Source organism: Micromonospora sp. WMMD882, assembly GCF_027497255.1.
Lineage (GTDB): Bacteria > Actinomycetota > Actinomycetes > Mycobacteriales > Micromonosporaceae > Micromonospora.
The window spans coordinates 4,566,588-4,582,842 of the sequence record NZ_CP114903.1; the positions used below are offsets into that span (position 1 = coordinate 4,566,588).

Consider the following 16,255-nt stretch of genomic DNA (forward strand, 5'->3'; position numbering starts at 1 on the left):
GTCGGCGGGGCGCGGTGGGCCCCGGCGCAGGTCCGGCGCGGGGTCCGGCGCGGTCCTGGCGCGGGCCTGGCGCGGCGGTGCGGGCCTGGCGCGGCGTTCGGGGCGGCGGTGCGGGCCTGGCGCGACGCCCGGTGTGGGCCCGATGCGGGCTGGTGTCCGCGGGTGTCTGCGGGCGCGGAGGAAAAAGGGCCGTACAGTGCGCACGGCACGCTGTCGAGCTGCCCCACCTGTGCGCCCATCCCCCTCGTGCGGCGCGCTAGATGTTTTTGCACACGGTGCAGGTTCGCGTTGACCTGCGCACGTCGTCCCGCCCCCTGTGGATGACAAGCATGTCCTCCACAGGGGCAGAAACCCGCCCCGGCCGCCGCGCACGCTGCCGACATGAACTCGACCGAACAGCCCCGGATCTCCGTCCGCTCACCGGCCGACCTCATCGCCGCCGTCCCGTACCTGCTCGGCTTCCACCCCGCCGACAGCCTGGTGGTGCTGGCCCTCCGGGGCCGACGGATCGTCTTCGCCGCCCGCGCCGACCTGCCGCCGTCGGGCGCCGACGCCGGGCCCGTCGCCCGCCACCTCACCGCCGTCATCCGCCGGCAGAGCGCCGAGGCGGCCACGATCATCGGGTACGGTCCGGCGGCCCGGGTGACGGCCGCGGTGGACGCCCTCCGGCATGCGGTGGGCGAGACCAGCATCACCGTGGTGGACGCGCTGCGGGTCGGCGACGGCCGTTACTGGTCGTACGTGTGCGCCGATCCCGGGTGCTGCCCGCCCGAGGGCACCCCGTACGACGCAGCGGCCAGCCAGGTCACCGCCACCGCTGTCTTCGCCGGGCAGGTCGCCCTGCCCGATCGCGCGGCGCTCACCGCGCGGGTGGCCCCGGTGACCGGCCCGGCCCGGGAGGCGATGCGGGCGGCGACCGCCCAGGCCCGGGCCCGCCTCGGTGAGCTGCTGCGGTCCGTCCCGCCCGAGGAGCTGAGCTCGGCGCGGGCGGTCACCCGCCCGGCCGGCGCGGCGCACCGGGCGGCGCTGGAGCAGACCCGGCGCGGGGAGCGGCTGAGCGACCAGGCCGTCGCCTGGCTGGGCGTGCTGCTGACCTTCCTGCCCGCCCGGGACGACGTGTGGGAACGCACCGAGGGCGACGACGCGCACGTCGACCTCTGGACGGACGTGTTCCGCCGCAGCGAGCCGGAGCTCGTCGCCGCGCCCGGCAGCCTGCTCGCCTTCGCCGCCTTCCGGGCGGGGCAGGGGGCGCTGGCAGCGGTGGCCCTCGAGCGCGTGCTCGCCCGGCAGCCCGACTACTCGATGGCCCTGCTCCTGGACGACCTGCTCCGTCAGGCGGTGCCGCCGTCCCGCTTCACCGACTGGCCCACCCTGAACGACAAGCGCGCCACCCTGCCCCGCCGGGCCCGCCGCCACCGCCCCCGCTGACCCGGACGGCTCAGCTCCGGGTGGGGACGTCGGCGACGAAGGAGCGCCAGGCGGCCGGAGAGAAGGCCAGCGCCGGCCCACCCGGGTCCTTGGAATCCCGTACGCCGACGACGCCGGCAAGCTTGTCGGCAACCTCGACACAGTTCCCGCCGCTGGTGCCGCTACGAGTGGCTTTCCGCCAGTGCGCGCCGCTCAGGTCCATTGATTCACCACTTCCTTGATCAGCTCCAGCGACTGCCGCCGTGACAGTGCCTCGTTACGAATGCTTTCCCACCGCTCGAAAAGCGTATCCAGGTCGGCCGTCCGGCACACGACATCGCCGCCGAGCTGGTTCTCGAGGTGGCCGACCCAACTTCCGTCCGCCAGGTGCGCCAGCGACAGCGGACCTGACAGTCCAGCGTGTACACCGACGTCGGCTGGGACGACGTGAATGCTGATGTTCGGCCGCTCTGCGCATGTTACGAGGTGAAAGAGTTGATCCACCATCAGTTTCTCGGCACCGTGACCCACTCGGCGGATGGCCCCTTCGTCGAGCACGACGATCAGTTGCGGAGGCGCTTCACGAGCCAGGATGGTCTGCCGTTCTAGTCGTCCCGTGGCCCGACGGCCCACCTCGTCCTCGGTGCGGCGGGGGTCGAGCCGGAGCACGGCACGGGCGTAGTTCTCGGTTTGCAGGATGCCGGGGACGAGGTTGGGTTCGAAATAGCGGAGCTGGGTCGCGGCGCGTTCGGCGTCCAGCCAGGGAAGGAACCACGACGGAGCGCCGAGTTTCGTCACCATGCGTTCGAAGAGGCCGCCGTTGCCGAACGCGCGGTCCGCGCCCTTGATGAAGTCCATGGTCAACGCCCGGGCGCCGCTCTCCACCGCGCTCACGTGCGACGCGCTGAACCCGGCTCCACGGCCGAACGTCTCCTGCGTCATGCCGCCCGCGCCCCTGGCCCGGCGGATCTCGCCAACGATGAAGTCGGCGAGCGGACTCGGTACGTCGCCCATGCGCGCCTCCCCGAAGTGAACATCAACTACTCACCGCGCCACAGGCCGGAGAGCTGGTCAGCCAGGCCTGCCCGGACACGTCCGGACCCTCCTCAACGTAGCCGACTCCACAGCAGAGTGTCACCATGCCTCGACATGCCAAGCCTGTTCCGTTCGCTCCCAGACACCGGCCGGTGTTGCGGCGCTGGCGGTTGGCCTGCTCCTGCGGGCTGATCTCCTGGTGGCGTTGCCCCGACCGCCGTCACCCGACCCCGCTCGGCCCACTCGCCACAACTCCGACCGACCTCCCAAGCCGTGAACCCGGGCGTCCATGGCGTCGATGGCCTCAGAGATCCGCGTCCCGGCGGACGCCCGATCACCGTGCCGACGGGTGGTCCGATCGCCGTTCCGGCGGGTGGCCCGACCACCTTGCTGGCGGGCGGCCAGGTCACCGTTCCGGGTGGCGGCCTGATCACCAGGCGGGGCGGCAGCCAGATCACCGTGTCGGATGGCGGCTCGACCGCCGTTCCGGGTGGCGGCCCGCGCATCGTGTCGGGTGGCGGCCCGAGCGTCGGGAGGCCGGGCCCGAGCAGCAGCCACCCGATCGGGAACCACGCCACCCCGACGAGACCGGACCGGAACCGTCGGGCATGCCGTACCCGACGAGCCCGATCGGGCCGTTCTCCCTGCCGTACCGTGGGGTGGCGCGCGGCCCGACGACCGACGCGACGCGGATCCTGTGGATCAACGCCGCCTGCCTGACCACCCCCGCCCAGCAACGCCGGGGCAACGGAGGCCGTTGGTGACCCGCGCCGCCGATCCAGGGCGGGAACCCGCCGGCCGGGGCCACGTGGGCAGGGAGCACGTGGGCAGGGAGCACGCCGGCCCGGAAGACGTGGGCCCGGAAGTCGTGGTCAGGGAGCCCGCAGGCCGGAGCTACCCGGGTCGGAGCTACCCGGGCCGGGAGCACGCGGCGGCCCGGCCGTCGTGGCGGTGCTCCGGTTGCGGCGCGCCCTGGCCGTGCCAGCCGGCGAAGCTGGCGCTGCTCTCCGAGTACGGCACCGACCGCCTCGGCCTGCTGCTCTACCTCGCCACCCGCATGATCGACGCTGCCGGCGAGCTGCCCACCAGCGTCAACGTGGTCGAACGGTTCCTGGCCTGGGCCCGCCGGAAGTGACAAGCAGTACAAGCAGTACCAGCCCGAACCGGACCCTGGACGCCGACCCCGAACTCCGACGCCGACCCCGGGCTCCGACCGCCGCCCCGACCCCGGCCCCGGCCCCCGACCCCGACCTCGGCCCCGACCTCGGCCCCCGGCCCCGACCGCCGCCCCCCGGCCCCGGCCCCGACCTCGGCCCCCGACCCCCGACCCCCGACCCCGCTGCCCCATATCTGGGGCAGCTCCAAAGGGAACAGGTAGGCGTACCTACACCCCCGGCGGAAGCGCCGCCGGGGCAGCGTCGGATACCCGCGCCCATCAGGTGCACGGCGAGAGATGATCAATGAATGAATGTGGCGTCGCTTCTCTCGCTCGGTGGGCTCGCGTTGATCGACAGCACCAGCATCGGCACGTTGTTCATTCCGGTCTGGCTGTTGATGACGCCGGGACGGGTGGCCGCCGGGCGGATCCTCGCGTACCTCGGGGCGATCGCCGGCTTCTACTTCGTCCTCGGGCTGGTGCTGCTCCTCGGCGGGGCTCGGCTCGTCGAGCTGTTCGGCGGGGTGTGGGACAGCCCGCCGCTGTGGTGGGCGCAACTGGTGCTCGGCGTGGGGCTGTTCCTGCTCAGCTTCCGCTACGACGGCAAGCGCAGCGCCGGCAGCGACCGGCCACTCCGCTGGCGGGACCGGGCCACCAGCGGCCAGACGTCCGTTCGCTGGTTGGTGGGGTTGGCGGTGCTGGCGGCGCTCGCCGAGGTGGCGACGATGCTGCCGTACCTCGCGGCGCTCGGTCTGCTGGGCTCGGCTGACGTGGGCGTCGCGCCCTCGGTGCTCCTGCTCGCCGCGTACTGCCTGGTCATGGTGCTGCCGGCGGTGTCGTTGCTGGTGCTACGGATGGCCGGACCCGACTGGGTCGGTGCGCTGCTCGCCCGCCTGGACAACTGGATCACCCGGAAGGCGGGCAGCATCACCGGTTGGGTGCTCGGCATCGTCGGTTTCCTGCTGGCCTGGGACGCCGCCGCCCGGCTCGGGTTCGTCGAGCAACTGCTCAACCGGTGAGCAGCCCCGACCAGCGACCCGTCAGGCCGTGACCTGGTCAGGCCGTGACCCGGTGCTCGCCGGCGTAGACGTTCATCGTGTCGCCCCGCAGGAAACCGACCAGGGTCATCCCCGCCTCGACGGCCAGGTCGACGGCGAGGCTGCTGGGCGCGGACACCGCCGCCAGCAGGGGAATCCCTGCCATCCAGGCCTTCTGGGTCAGCTCGAAACTGGCCCGACCGGAGACCAACAGGACGTGCCCGGCCAGCGGCAGGCGGCGTTCCCGCACGGCCCAGCCGACCACCTTGTCCACCGCGTTGTGCCGGCCCACGTCCTCCCGCAGCACCGCCAGCTCACCGTCGACGGTGAACAGCCCGGCGGCGTGCAGCCCGCCGGTGCGGTCGAAACCACGCTGGGCGGCACGGAGGGTGTCCGGTAGGGCGGCGAGCACGTCGGCCGACGCCACGACCGGGTCGTCGGCGATCCGGTACGCCGACCGGGTACGCACCGAGTCGATGCTCGCCTTGCCGCACACCCCGCACGAGCTGGTGGTGTAGAAGTTGCGGGCCGGGTCGGTGGCCGGCTCCGGCACCCCGGGGGCGAGCACCACGTCCACCACGTTGTACGTGTTGGGGGTCTCCGCTCCGGCGCAGAGCTGGGCGGTTTGCACGTCGTCGGCCGACCGGACCAGCCCCTCGGTCAGCAGGAAACCGATCGCCAGGTCCAGGTCGTCACCGGGAGTCCGCATGGTCACCGCGAGCGGACGCCGCCGCCCCGGCCCGGCCGGGCCGACCCGGATCTCCAGCGGCTCCTCGACGGAGAGGCTGTCCGGCCGGCGGACCGCCCGCCGGGCAGAGCCCAACTCGATACGGAGCACGCTACGTCGGTCAGTCGCCCGTCCCATACCGCCATCCTGCCCCGGCCGCCCGGTCGCCGACCCGGGTAGGGGTCCCGCCCCGCCGGCCGGGCAGGGCCGGGCCCACGCTGCCCGACCCCGGGCGGGTGAAGACATCCGTCGGGTTACCGTGGCCGGGTGACCGGGTTCGCGGCGGTGGTGCTGACCGGCGGCGCGGCCCGCCGGCTGGGCGGGGTGGACAAGACGGGCCTGACCGTCGGAGGTCGCCCGATGCGGGACCGGGTGCTGGCCGCGGTGGCCGACGCGGCCCCCCGGATCGTGGTCGGCCCGGACGTCGTCGGCGTCCCGCCCGACGTCCGGACGACCCGGGAGACGCCCGCCGGTGGCGGCCCGGCCGCAGCGATCGCCGCCGGCCTGGCCCTGCTCCCCACAACCCGGGCCAGCACCGGCCCGGCCGGACCATCCGCTGCCAGCTCCGCCGCCGCCGGCCCGGCCCAACCGTCCGGGCCGGCTGTCGCCGCCGCCGGCCCGGCCCGGCCGTCCGACCCGGCTGCCGACACCGTCGCGCTGCTGGCCGGCGACCTGCCGTTGCTCACCCGGGACGCGGTGGCCGAGCTGCGTCGGGCGCTCGCCGCCGACCCGTCCGTGGACGGGGTCTGCTTTCTCGACGCCGACGGGCGACGGCAGCAGCTCTGCGGGGTGTGGCGGGTGCCGCCGCTGCGGGCGGCCGTCGACCGGCTCGCCGCCGAGCGGGGCGGGACGCTGGCCGGGGCGTCCGTCCGGGCACTGCTGGCCGGACTTGGGGTGGGCGAACTGCGCTGGTCCGGTAGGGGTGCGCCGCCCTGGTTCGACTGTGACACTGACGAGGACGTACGCCGGGCGGAGGAGTGGACGCGATGAGCCGGATGGACGAGTGGGTGGCCGCGGCCTGCGCCGACCTCGATCTCGAGCCCGCCCAGGTGCCGGTGCCGGCCGTGCTGGACCTGGCCCGGGACGTCGCGCACAACGTGCTGCGTCCGGGCGCGCCGGTCACCGCGTACCTGCTGGGGTTGGCGGTCGGCCGGGGCGCGGACCCGGCGGCGACCGCCGCCCGCCTCGGTGAGCTGGCCCGGGGCTGGTCGGTGGAACCGGGTGGGGAGCAGCCCTCCTGAGGGTGCCGGCGGCGGCCGTCCAGCTCAGCACGGTAGGGCGATTTGCGGTCTCCCCGGCGTGGGTAGGGTGGCCCTGACGGACGGAGGCGATCATGACGGCAGACCACCCCCCGGCGCCGGCCGATGACCCGCCCGGCACCCTGCCGGAACAGCACGAGTCGATCCTGCTCGACGAGCCGAGCACCGCCGACCTGCGGGCCAAGGTGACCGAGGCGTGGCGGGAGTTCGCCCGGGCGCTGGCCGACCAGCTCCGTGACCTGCCGGCCGGCGCGCACGTCGAGCTGACCCTCGATCCGACCGCCTCCGGCACCGGCGACGCGGTCTACTCGATAAGCGTGGACGTCGACGGCGAGGGCCGACTCTCCGCGCGGGCGGTCGGCAACGCCACCCTGCCCGAGGGCTACCGGCTGGACCGGGCGGCGGTGGCCGACATGATCGCGCTCGGCTGGTCACCCCCCGGGGTGGTGGAGGGGTCCGGCGAGCACTTCGGTCTGCTCGGCGTCGCCGGTGAGGCCACCCGCCTGGCGGCGGTCCTCTCCCGTACGCTGCGGGACGTCTACGGGGCGCCGCACCCGGCGTTCCTGGTCTACCTGGTGCACGACGCCGCCGGCGAGCCGTTGCCGGTCGCGCCGCTGGGCACCGCGCGCAGCGAGTTCGGGCCGGACCGGGACGTGGAGGCCGACCTCGACGAGGCGTTGGCCGCCGCCGCGACCGCCTCGGACGGCGCGAGCGACGTCACGGCGTTGGCCGAGCAGGTCCGTACCGTCGTGTCCACCATGCTCCGGGCCGACTCCGACCAGCTCCAGGTCGACTCGGACGGGGACATCAACATCCGGGCCGGGTCGGCGATGGTGTTCGTCCGGGTCCGCGACAACCCGCCCCTGGTCGACGTCTTCTCCCCGGTGCTCACCGAGGTCGAGCCCACCGAGCGGCTCTACGTGAAGCTCTCCGAGCTGACCAACCGGATGCCGATCGGCCGGCTCTACTGCGCGGACGACACGGTCTGGGCGTCCATCCCGGTCTTCGGCCGCAACTTCCAGGCCACCCATCTGATGCTGGCCGTGCAGGTGATGACCGGCCTGGCCGACGAGCTGGACGACCGCCTGCACGGCGAGTTCGGCGGTAAGCGCTTCTTCGGTGAGGGTGACAAGCCGAGCCAGCGTGAGCAGGGCGGCGGCCACCGCACCGGGATGTACCTCTGACCAGCCTGCCGGCTGGGGCGGGTGGGGCCCGGTAACCCCGAGAAACCGGGCCCCACCCGCGTGGGGAGGAGGGATCAGGTCGTCGGGAGCCAGGCCCGGTCGGCGAGCGTGCCCGGATCGGTGGCCTTGAGGCCGGCGCCGGAGACGGTCCAGAGGGTGTCGCCGACCATCAGCGAACGTTCGATGCCCGCCCGACGCTCGTCCCCCGGGTGGGTGATCCGGCCGACCTCGGTGAGGGTCGTGCCGTCGGCGCGCAGCACCACCGCGCCCCGGCCGGCCCACTCGTGGGTGACGACCGGCAGCACCAGCAGCCCGGTCGCCGGCCAGTACAGGAGGGCCTTGGGGTCGTGGTCGGCCGTCGACCGGAGCTCCGGCTGGTCGTAGCGGGCGATCCGGGTCGGCTTCGCCGGGTCGGTGACGTCGAAGAGCGAGACCAGCAGGCCCTGCGCCCGGCCCCGCCGGTCGGCCTCCTGGCCCACGCCGAGCAGCCGTCCCCCGGCCAGCGGTTGCAGGTGCCGGGAGAAGCCGGTGATCTTCAGCTCGCCGGTGGTGCGGGGCGCGGTCGGGTCGCTCAGGTCCAGCGCGTAGAGCGGATCGGTCTGCCGGAACGTGACCAGGTACGCCGCCGCGCCGAGGTAACGCACGGCGAAGATCTCCTCGTCGCGGCCCAGCCCGGTGACCGCCCCGACCCGGCGCATCTCCGGCCCGTCGGTACGCAGCACGTACACCCCGGAGCTCGTCTCCCCGCCCGTCCGACGGCTGCCGATGGTGGTGGCGACCCGCAGGTGCCCCTCCCACTCGGAGATCGCGTACTGGCTGACCAGGTACCCGGGGACGGTGCCGGAGGCGACGTACCGGGGGCGACCCGGCGCGGTCAGGTCGAAGCGGTGGATCTCGGTGCTCAGCGGTCGCCCGGCCAGGGACGCCACCGTGGTCCTGTCGACGGCCACGCCGAGGCGGTCGGCGACGTACAGGCTGCGGTCGGTGCCGTAGACGGTGTCGCCTTCCGCCACCACGCCGACCGGCTCGCCGTCGGTCAGCCCTCCGACGCCCAGGTCGAAGCTGAGCAGGCTCAGCACGGCCGAAGCGGAGTGCCCGTCGGGCCGGGAGAGCCGGTCGCAGGGCAACCGGCCGTCGTGTCGCGCGCCGCCGCCGTCGGTCCACTCGTACCGGGGCAGCCACGTCTCCACCGGGGTCTGGTCGATGGCCGCCCGGTTCGCGGTGATCCGCTCCTCGTCGGTGGCGTCCCGGTCGAGCGCGGGGAAGGCGACGTCCGGGTACGAGCGCACCACCACCCGGGCCGTGTCGCCGACCTTCCGCGCCTCGACCAGCTCACCCTCGATCCGGTACGTGCCGGTGACCCGGGGCGTGCCGGTCAGGTCGACCAGGAACAGTTTGGTCCCGCCGGCCAACGGTCCGGGCCGGGCGACGCGGTCGGCCGAGCGGCCGCCGGGCATGCCGTGCAGCCGGAGGAACACCACGGCCCGGTCGCCGTGCAGCAGCAGTCGCGCGCCCGTCCAGTCGCCCTCGGTGGCGTCCCTGCCCGGGCCGCCGGTGGTGTCGAGGGCCAGCGTCCCGGTGACGGCACGGCGGGCCGGGTCGACCACCCGCAGCGTGTCGTCGGTGAGCGTGACGATCCGCGTCCCGTCGGTCTTCACCTGGTCGGGCTCGTCGGCGGCGGCCTCGTGGTTGTTGGTGGTGGAGTGCTCGGGCGGAGCGGACGCGGTGCGGTAGACCTGGCCGGCGGCGCCCTCGGCGGAGACGACGTCCCGCAGTGATCCGGGCAGCCCGAACGGGTTGACCGACTTCTTGGCGGCGGCGCGCAGGTCGGCCAGGGCGTCGGCGCAGGAGTCGAAGGCGACCAGGCGCATGCCGACGGTCGGTTGGTCGGCGCGGTCCGGCTCGGGAGTTCCGGCGGTGCAGCCGGCCACCAGGGCGACGGCCGCGAGCGTGACGATTCCCCGTCTCATGGCCCATCCGACGCGCCCGGCCCTGGTGGTGGTTCCCGGCCCCGGGTCGCTTTGTGCCCGGCGGCACCCCACGGGTCGAACGGCCCGGTCGTCGGTGGCCCGGCGTCTCGGGCCCGGGCGGGGAGAGCCCGGCCCGGCCCGGGAGGGCGTCGGCGGTCGGTCAGCGGGCGGACGGGCCGACGCCGGGCGACTCGACCAGGCGGGAGAGCACGATGGCGCTGCGGGTGGACGTCACGAAGGGTTCCGCGCGCAGCCGCTCCAGCGCCTGTTCGAGGTGGCCCATGTCGGCGGCCCGCAGGTGCACCAGGGCGTCCGCCTCGCCCGACACGGTGTACGCGCCCACCACCTCGGGGTGTCGCCGGGCGACCACGCCGATCTGCGCCGGGGTGGTCCGGCCGGCGCAGAACAGCTCCACGAACGCCTCGGTGGTCCAGCCGACCGCCGCCGGGTCGACGACGGTCGTGAATCCCCTGATCACCCCGGTGGAGCGGAGCCGGTCGACCCGACGCTTGACGGCCGGGGCGGAGAGCGACACCCGGTTTCCGATCTCCGCATACGAGGCGCGGGCGTCGGCCACGAGCAACGCAATGATTCGCTGGTCAACAGCGTCCATCTGCAACGTTTCGCTCCTCGAAAGCAATGGTCGTGGCTGTTATCGAGGTTCCACCGTACCTAATCTTGGTCATCGTGAACCAGTGCCGAGTGCCGCGAAAGCGGACATATCTCATGTGCTCGCCGGAGCGTTTCGCGGTCGAGTACGCGATCAACCCGTGGATGGACGTGACCACGCCGGTTGACGCCGCGCTCGCGGTCAAGCAGTGGGACAAGCTGCGGGAGGCGCTGACCGGCCTCGGGCACACCGTGCACCTGCTGGCCCCGCAGGCCGGCCTGCCGGACATGGTCTACGCCGCCAACGGCGCCTTCGTGGTGGACGGCGCCGTCTACGGGGCGCGGTTCAAACACGAGCAGCGGGCCGCCGAGGCCGCCGCGCACCGCGCGTTCTACGAGGCGCAGGGCTGGCGCTTCGTCGCCCCGAACGAGACGAACGAGGGCGAGGGCGACTTCGCGTACGTGCCGGAGGCGCACGGCGGGCTGATCCTCGCCGGGTACGGCTTCCGGACCGACCCGGCCGCCCACGCCGAGGCGCAGGAGGCGCTCGGCCGCCCGGTGATCTCGCTGCACCTGGTCGACCCGCGCTTCTACCACCTGGACGTCGCCCTGGCGGCGCTCGACGACAGCAACGTCGTCTACTTCCCGGGCGCGTTCTCCCACGCCAGCCAGCAGGTGCTCGCCCAGCTCTTCCCGGAGGCGGTGCTCGCGGACGACGCCGACGCGCTCGCCTTCGGGCTGAACCTGGTCAGCGACGGCGCGAACGTGGTGCTCAACAGCGAGGCGACCCGGCTGGCCGCGAGACTCAAGGCCGCCGGCTACACCCCGCTGCCGGTGGAGCTGACCGAGCTGAAGAAGGGCGGCGGCAGCGTGAAGTGCTGCGTCGCCGAGCTGCGCCCCTGACCGCGCTCAGCCGGGCGGCAGCCCCGCCCGAGCTGCGCCGGGGATGCCGCCCTGACCGTACTCGACCGGGGGCAGCCCCGACCGTGCTCAGCCGAGCGTGGCCAGCTCGCTGACCATGGCGTTGGCGAGCACCTGACCGTCGAGCTGGACCTTGCGCAGGTACCACTTCTGCTGCGGGGTGCGCGGCTGGTTGAACTGCCAGGGGCCACGGGGGCTGTCGATCTGGCCGACCTTGCCCAGCGCCAGGTTGACCTGCTGGGAGTTCGCCCCCGGCCCGGCCAGCCGGACCGCCTTGTCCAGCACCTGCGCGGCGTCGTACGACGCCATCGCGTACGTGGTGGGCGAGGCGCTGTGCTTCTTGCGGTACGCGGCGGCGAACCGGCGGTTCGCCGCGTTGTTCAGGTCGGCGGAGTAGTTCAGCGAGGTCATGATGTTGGCCGCCTCGGCCGGCTTGATCTCGCTCAGCACCGAGCCCTCGGTCAGGAAACCGGGGCCGTAGATCGGGCCCCGGTAGCCGGCCCCGCGCAACTGCTTGATGAACTGCACGGCGGCCGGGCCGGCGTAGAAGCAGAACACCGCGTCCGGGTTGCGGCCCAGCGCCTGCTGGATGCCGGCGGCGAAGAAGGTGTTGTCCGGGTCGGTGGCGAAGCGGGTCCAGACGGGCTCGCCGGCCAGTCGCGGGTCGGACTCGCCGAACTCCTGGGTGAACCCCTTGATCACGTCCAGGCTGCCGACGTTCTCCGGGGCGACGATCACGATCCGGTCGTTGGCGGGCAGCCGCTGCTTGAGGTAGCGGCCCAACGCCCGGCCCGGCTCGTCCAGCACGTACGAGGTCCGCCAGATGTAGACGACGCTCTGCAGGGTGGCCGGTGAGGCGTTCGAACCGACCAGCGGCACCCGGGCCTGCTCGACGGTGTCCCGGATGCCGACCATCACCGAGGAGTTGACCACGCCGGTCAGCGCGAGCACGCCCTGCTGGAGCAGCCCGTCGACGGCGGCCTTTCCGCTGGTCGCGGTCTCCCCCTCGTCGACGGTGAGCAGCGTCACCGGCCGCTCGCCGAGGCGCTGGTCGTTGAGGTCGAGGAAGAGCTGGAAGCCGTTGACGATCTCGTCACCGATCGGCTTGTAGCCACCGGCCTGCGGCGCGATCAACCCGATCTTGATGGGGCTGCCCTGCTCCGGCGTTCCGTCACCGACGTCGGTGCCGCACGCGGCGGTCAGCCCCGTCGTCCCGACTGCCGCGGCCAACAGTTGGAGCGCCCGCCTGCGGTTCATCTGCTACACCAAGTTCCTTCCAAGAAGTCTTGCCTGGTCGATCGCAGTCCCTTCGGCGTTCTACTCCCTCCCCGACGCTGCGTCAATGGTCATTGATCTTGTTGTAATGATCCCAGCGCACGGGCCACGTGCGGCCAGGCCGACGAGAGCGGATCGATTAGCCCGAAATGCTCGCACTCGGGCAGCTCGACCAGCGTCACCGCAGCTCCGGCCGCCCGCGCGGCGGTGACGAACGACCTACTCAGCTCGACCGGCACCTGCCGGTCCCGGCGCCCGTGCACGATCACCGTCGGTGTCCGGACCGGCACCGTCGTCGTCGGGTCGGCCGCCGCGTACCGGTCGGGCAGCTCCGCCGGGCCGCCGCCGAGCAGCGCGGCCACCGCCCCGTCGTCCAGATCCCGTCGGTACGCCTCGACAAGGTCCGCCACCGGGGCCAGCGCCACCACCCCGCCGACCGTCTCCGGAGCGACGGCGGCCACGTGCAGGGCCAGGTGCCCGCCGGCGGAGTGCCCGATCAGCAGCGGCGGCCCGGGCGCGACCAGGTCGGGCAGGGCCCGCGCCGCCAACGCCGGCAGCGCGGCCACCGCGTCCCGTACGTCGGTCAGCGTGCCCGGCCAGCCGCCGCCCGGCTGCCCGGTCCGGCGGTACTCCACCTGTGCCACCGGGTGACCGAGCCCGGTCAGGCCCACCGCCAGCGGCCCGGTGTGCGTGCGGTCGTACCCGATCCGCCAGAAACCACCGTGCACCACCACGACCAGCGGTCGGGGCGGCCCGGTGCGCTCCGGTCGACGCAGGTCGGCGATCTGGTCCGGGTGGTCGCCGTAGGCGACCGTGACGTCCGGGGCGGGCGCTGGGCGGGTCAGCACGTCCCGCGGATCGGCAGCCATACCCGCGACGCTAGCCCGATCCCCGCCCGCCCGCCGTACCCCTTTCGCCACATCCGTGATCCGGGTCCGTCCGGGCCCGCGGACCCAACCGATCTCCTGGAAACGGAGCCGGAGCCGGAGCCGGAGCCGGGGGCGGGGGCGGGAGTGGGGCCGGGGGCGGGAGCGGGAGCGGGGCCGGGGGCGGGGCCGGTGGGGCGGGGGATGCTGGGATCAGGGTGGTCCTGGTCCCGGTGAGCGGTGGACCGGGCGCCTGGGTCAAGATGGGTGCCATGACCGAAGCACGTGCAGAGAACGACGAGCCGGGCCGCGACGGCGCCGGTCACTCCGGCACCGTGGTGGTGGTCGGCCCGGACGGCCGCCCGGTGGGCACGGTGCAGACCGACGAGGCGCAGCAGGACGACCCGGCCCGCCTGGTCGAGCAGCCGGCCAAGGTGATGCGGATCGGCAGCATGATCAAACAGCTCCTGGAGGAGGTGAAGGCCGCTCCGCTGGACGAGGACAGCCGGCACCGGATGCGCGAGATCCACCAGCGGTCGATCGTCGAGCTGAAGGAGGGCCTGGCTCCCGAGCTGCGCGACGAGCTGGAACGCATCTCGCTGCCGTTCACCGAGGAGAAGGCCCCCAGCGAGGGTGAGCTGCGCATCGCCCACGCCCAGCTCGTCGGCTGGCTGGAGGGGCTGTTCCACGGCATCCAGGCGGCCCTGGTCGCCCAGCAGATGGCCGCCCGGGTGCAGCTCGAGCAGATGCGGTCCGGCCGGGCCGCGCTGCCCAGCGGTCCCGGGATGATCCCCGGCATGCCCGGCATGCCGCCCGCCGGTGAGGGCCACAACACCGGCCAGTACCTCTGACCTTTCGCCCGACCGGCCGCCGACCCGGGACGGCGGCCGAGGGGAGAAACAGGTGGCGCGCCCGGTCCCCAGGCAGGAGCCGGGCGCTGCCCCGGTCAGCCGGGCGCTGCCCCGGGTCACCACGACGGCGGGGCGCCGCCTCAGGTCACGGTCACGGGCGGTCGAGGCCGTAGAGCCGGTCCAGGTACGCCGCCACGCCGTCCTCGGTGTGCGCCGAGGTGACCTCGTCGGCGATCGCCCGTACGGCGGGGTGCGCGTTGCCCACCGCGACCGCGCGGCCGGCCCAGGTCAGCATCGGCACGTCGTTCGGCATGTCGCCGAAGGCCAGCACCTCCGGCGCGGCGATCCCGAGCCGGGCGCAGTACCAGGCCAGCCCGGCCGCCTTGGTCACCCCGGAGGCGGACAGCTCCACCAGCCCCGAGCGCGACGAGTGGGTGGCCTCGGCCAGCCCGGCGACCACCTCCGCGACGACCTCGGTGAACAGGTCCGGATCCTGCTCGCCGGCCCGCACCAGCAGCTTCACCGCGGGCACGCCGAGCAGATCCTCCGGCGTGGTGACCGCCCGGATCAGCGCCGGGTCGGCCTCCCAGCGCAGCGGGAAGTGCGCCTCGTGCCGCATCTCGCGGCTGTCCACGACCTCGACGGCCAGACTCACCCCGGGCACCGCGGCACGCAGCCGGCGGGCCACCTCGGCGAGCAGCTCCGGGGCGAGCGGGTCGGCGCGCAGCACCTCGTCGGCCACCGGGTCGTAGACCACCGCCCCGTTCGCGCAGATCGCCGGCAGGGGAGCGTCGAGCTGGTCGTACACCACCTTCAGCCAGCGGATCGGACGGCCGGTGACCAGCACGACAGGTACGTCCGACGCGGTGAGCCGGGCCAGCGTCCGGGCGGTGTACGGGCTGACCGCCCGGTCCGGGCCGAGCAGCGTCCCGTCGAGATCGGTGGCGACCAGCCGGGGCCGCGCCCCGGCGGCGGCGACCGGCCCGGCGGCGACCGGCCCGGCGGCGACCGGCCCGGCGGCGACCGGCCCGGCGGCGACCGGCCCGGCGGCGACCGGCCCGGCGGCGACCGGCCGGGTGGTGACGGTGGCGGTGGGTACGACGGAAGGCGGGGGTGGGGTCAACTCCATCAGCCGGAGAGTAGCCGGTCCAGGTACACCGCGACGCCGTCGTCGTCGTTGCGCAGGGTCACCTCGTCGGCGGCGGCCCGGACGGTCGGGTGGGCGTTGGCGACCGCCACCCGGGCCCAGCCGGCCCACGCGAACATCGGCAGGTCGTTCGGCATGTCCCCGAAGACCAGCACGTCGGCCGGGTCGACGCCGAGCGCCTCCGTCACGACGGTGAGACCGCTGGACTTGTCCACCCCCGGTGGGGTGATCTCCACGAAGCCGAGCCCGGCCTGGGTGAAGGTGGCGACCTCGGCCGGCACGATCCGCTGAGCCAGGTCGAGCAACTCGTCCACGTGGTGGTCCTGGGTCCGGGCGAACGCCTTGATCACGTCCTGCCCCAGGCACTCGGCGCGGGTCCGCGACTCGAACCGGTCCTGGTACGGCCAACTCGGGTGGTAGTCGCCCCAGAGCGGCGCGTCGTGGTCGTCCAGGGCCTCCACCATCACGGTCAGCGGGCCGGCCGCGGCCTCCAGGTCGGCGAGGATACCGGACAGCACGTCCGCGCCCAGCCGCTCGTCGCGGAGCACCACCGGGCCGGTCGGGTCGCTCTGGTCCACCACCCGGCCGCCGCCGGCCATCACCAGGTAGTCGGCGGCCCGGATGTCGTTGCGGGTCAGCTCGGTCAGGCGGGGGCCCCGGCCGGTCGCGCCGACGACCGGGATGCCGGCCGCCCGGACCCGGTCGAGCACCCCGTGGGTGTACGCGGAAACGGTGTCGTCGCTGCGGACGAGGGTGCCGTCGAGGTCGGTGGCGATGAGCTTGGGCAGACCTGGGCGGGGCATCGTTCCTC

Annotated in this window: 18 protein-coding genes; 9 read left to right on the forward strand and 9 right to left on the reverse strand. The window is 74.0% G+C overall.

All coding sequences use genetic code 11. The annotated features are described in order from the left end of the window. Positions 1–381: 381 nt before the first annotated feature. Positions 382–1,428, forward strand: a complete 1,047-nt coding sequence (locus O7606_RS19350; protein ID WP_281595427.1) for a DUF4192 domain-containing protein — start codon at positions 382–384, stop codon at positions 1,426–1,428. Between the two features lie 10 nt (positions 1,429–1,438). Here the strand turns inward: O7606_RS19350 and O7606_RS19355 are convergent, their stop codons facing one another. Both O7606_RS19355 and O7606_RS19360 read right to left on the reverse strand, forming a co-directional pair. Next, a complete protein-coding gene (locus O7606_RS19355; protein WP_281595428.1) occupies positions 1,439–1,630 on the reverse strand; it encodes a DUF397 domain-containing protein in 192 nt (63 codons plus the stop codon). Then, entirely contained in the window at positions 1,621–2,421 is an 801-nt protein-coding gene (locus tag O7606_RS19360) for a helix-turn-helix transcriptional regulator (protein ID WP_281595429.1), read from the reverse strand. Before O7606_RS19360 ends, O7606_RS19355 begins: the two co-directional genes overlap by 10 nt. Positions 2,422–3,050: 629 nt before the next feature. On the opposite strand from O7606_RS19360, the gene O7606_RS19365 reads away from it, so the two are divergent. From O7606_RS19365 to O7606_RS19375, 3 genes are all read left to right on the forward strand, one after another. Continuing rightward, entirely contained in the window at positions 3,051–3,206 is a 156-nt protein-coding gene (locus O7606_RS19365) for a hypothetical protein (protein WP_281595430.1), read from the forward strand. Between the two features lie 59 nt (positions 3,207–3,265). Beyond that, positions 3,266–3,577 (forward strand): hypothetical protein, encoded by a 312-nt coding sequence (locus O7606_RS19370; RefSeq protein ID WP_281595431.1) that lies wholly within the window; start codon positions 3,266–3,268, stop codon positions 3,575–3,577. 329 nt (positions 3,578–3,906) lie between these two features. Next, positions 3,907–4,617 (forward strand): GAP family protein, encoded by a 711-nt coding sequence (locus O7606_RS19375; protein WP_281595432.1) that lies wholly within the window; start codon positions 3,907–3,909, stop codon positions 4,615–4,617. A 37-nt stretch (positions 4,618–4,654) separates the two neighbouring features. Here O7606_RS19375 and fdhD read toward each other — a convergent pair whose 3' ends face one another. Further along, a complete protein-coding gene (gene fdhD, locus O7606_RS19380) occupies positions 4,655–5,500 on the reverse strand; it encodes a formate dehydrogenase accessory sulfurtransferase FdhD (protein WP_281595433.1) in 846 nt (281 codons plus the stop codon). Between the two features lie 129 nt (positions 5,501–5,629). On the opposite strand from fdhD, the gene O7606_RS19385 reads away from it, so the two are divergent. The 3 genes from O7606_RS19385 (at position 5,630) to O7606_RS19395 (ending at position 7,805) form a co-directional block, all read left to right on the forward strand. Further along, a complete protein-coding gene (locus O7606_RS19385; RefSeq protein ID WP_281595434.1) occupies positions 5,630–6,352 on the forward strand; it encodes an NTP transferase domain-containing protein in 723 nt (240 codons plus the stop codon). Continuing rightward, positions 6,349–6,603: a DUF6457 domain-containing protein gene (locus tag O7606_RS19390; protein WP_281595435.1), complete on the forward strand. Its 255-nt coding sequence runs from the start codon at positions 6,349–6,351 to the stop codon at positions 6,601–6,603. Before O7606_RS19385 ends, O7606_RS19390 begins: the two co-directional genes overlap by 4 nt. A gap of 92 nt (positions 6,604–6,695) precedes the next feature. Beyond that, a complete protein-coding gene (locus O7606_RS19395) occupies positions 6,696–7,805 on the forward strand; it encodes a hypothetical protein (protein WP_281595436.1) in 1,110 nt (369 codons plus the stop codon). A 74-nt stretch (positions 7,806–7,879) separates the two neighbouring features. Here O7606_RS19395 and O7606_RS19400 read toward each other — a convergent pair whose 3' ends face one another. Continuing rightward, positions 7,880–9,775, reverse strand: coding sequence for a beta-propeller domain-containing protein (locus tag O7606_RS19400; RefSeq protein WP_281595437.1), 1,896 nt, complete (start codon positions 9,773–9,775; stop codon positions 7,880–7,882). Positions 9,776–9,935: 160 nt separating this feature from the next. Beyond that, positions 9,936–10,394, reverse strand: a complete 459-nt coding sequence (locus tag O7606_RS19405; protein ID WP_281595438.1) for an Lrp/AsnC family transcriptional regulator — start codon at positions 10,392–10,394, stop codon at positions 9,936–9,938. 59 nt (positions 10,395–10,453) lie between these two features. Here O7606_RS19405 and ddaH point away from each other — a divergent pair, with 59 nt between their 5' ends. After that, complete coding sequence (gene ddaH, locus O7606_RS19410; RefSeq protein WP_348651113.1) at positions 10,454–11,287, forward strand: dimethylargininase; 834 nt, start codon at positions 10,454–10,456, stop codon at positions 11,285–11,287. A gap of 87 nt (positions 11,288–11,374) precedes the next feature. Here ddaH and O7606_RS19415 read toward each other — a convergent pair whose 3' ends face one another. Continuing rightward, complete coding sequence (locus O7606_RS19415) at positions 11,375–12,562, reverse strand: ABC transporter substrate-binding protein (protein WP_281595440.1); 1,188 nt, start codon at positions 12,560–12,562, stop codon at positions 11,375–11,377. Between the two features lie 89 nt (positions 12,563–12,651). After that, positions 12,652–13,449 (reverse strand): alpha/beta hydrolase, encoded by a 798-nt coding sequence (locus O7606_RS19420; RefSeq protein ID WP_281595441.1) that lies wholly within the window; start codon positions 13,447–13,449, stop codon positions 12,652–12,654. 260 nt (positions 13,450–13,709) lie between these two features. Between O7606_RS19420 and O7606_RS19425 the strand changes: the two genes are divergently transcribed. Next, the gene (locus O7606_RS19425; RefSeq protein ID WP_281599763.1) at positions 13,710–14,297 is read left to right on the forward strand and encodes a bacterial proteasome activator family protein; all 588 of its coding nucleotides are present in this window, start codon (positions 13,710–13,712) and stop codon (positions 14,295–14,297) included. Between the two features lie 151 nt (positions 14,298–14,448). Here O7606_RS19425 and O7606_RS19430 read toward each other — a convergent pair whose 3' ends face one another. Further along, complete coding sequence (locus O7606_RS19430) at positions 14,449–15,426, reverse strand: HAD family hydrolase (RefSeq protein WP_281595442.1); 978 nt, start codon at positions 15,424–15,426, stop codon at positions 14,449–14,451. Then, the gene (locus O7606_RS19435) at positions 15,426–16,247 is read right to left on the reverse strand and encodes an HAD family hydrolase (RefSeq protein ID WP_281595443.1); all 822 of its coding nucleotides are present in this window, start codon (positions 16,245–16,247) and stop codon (positions 15,426–15,428) included. The genes O7606_RS19430 and O7606_RS19435 overlap by 1 nt, the downstream gene beginning before the upstream one ends. Positions 16,248–16,255: the final 8 nt, after the last annotated feature.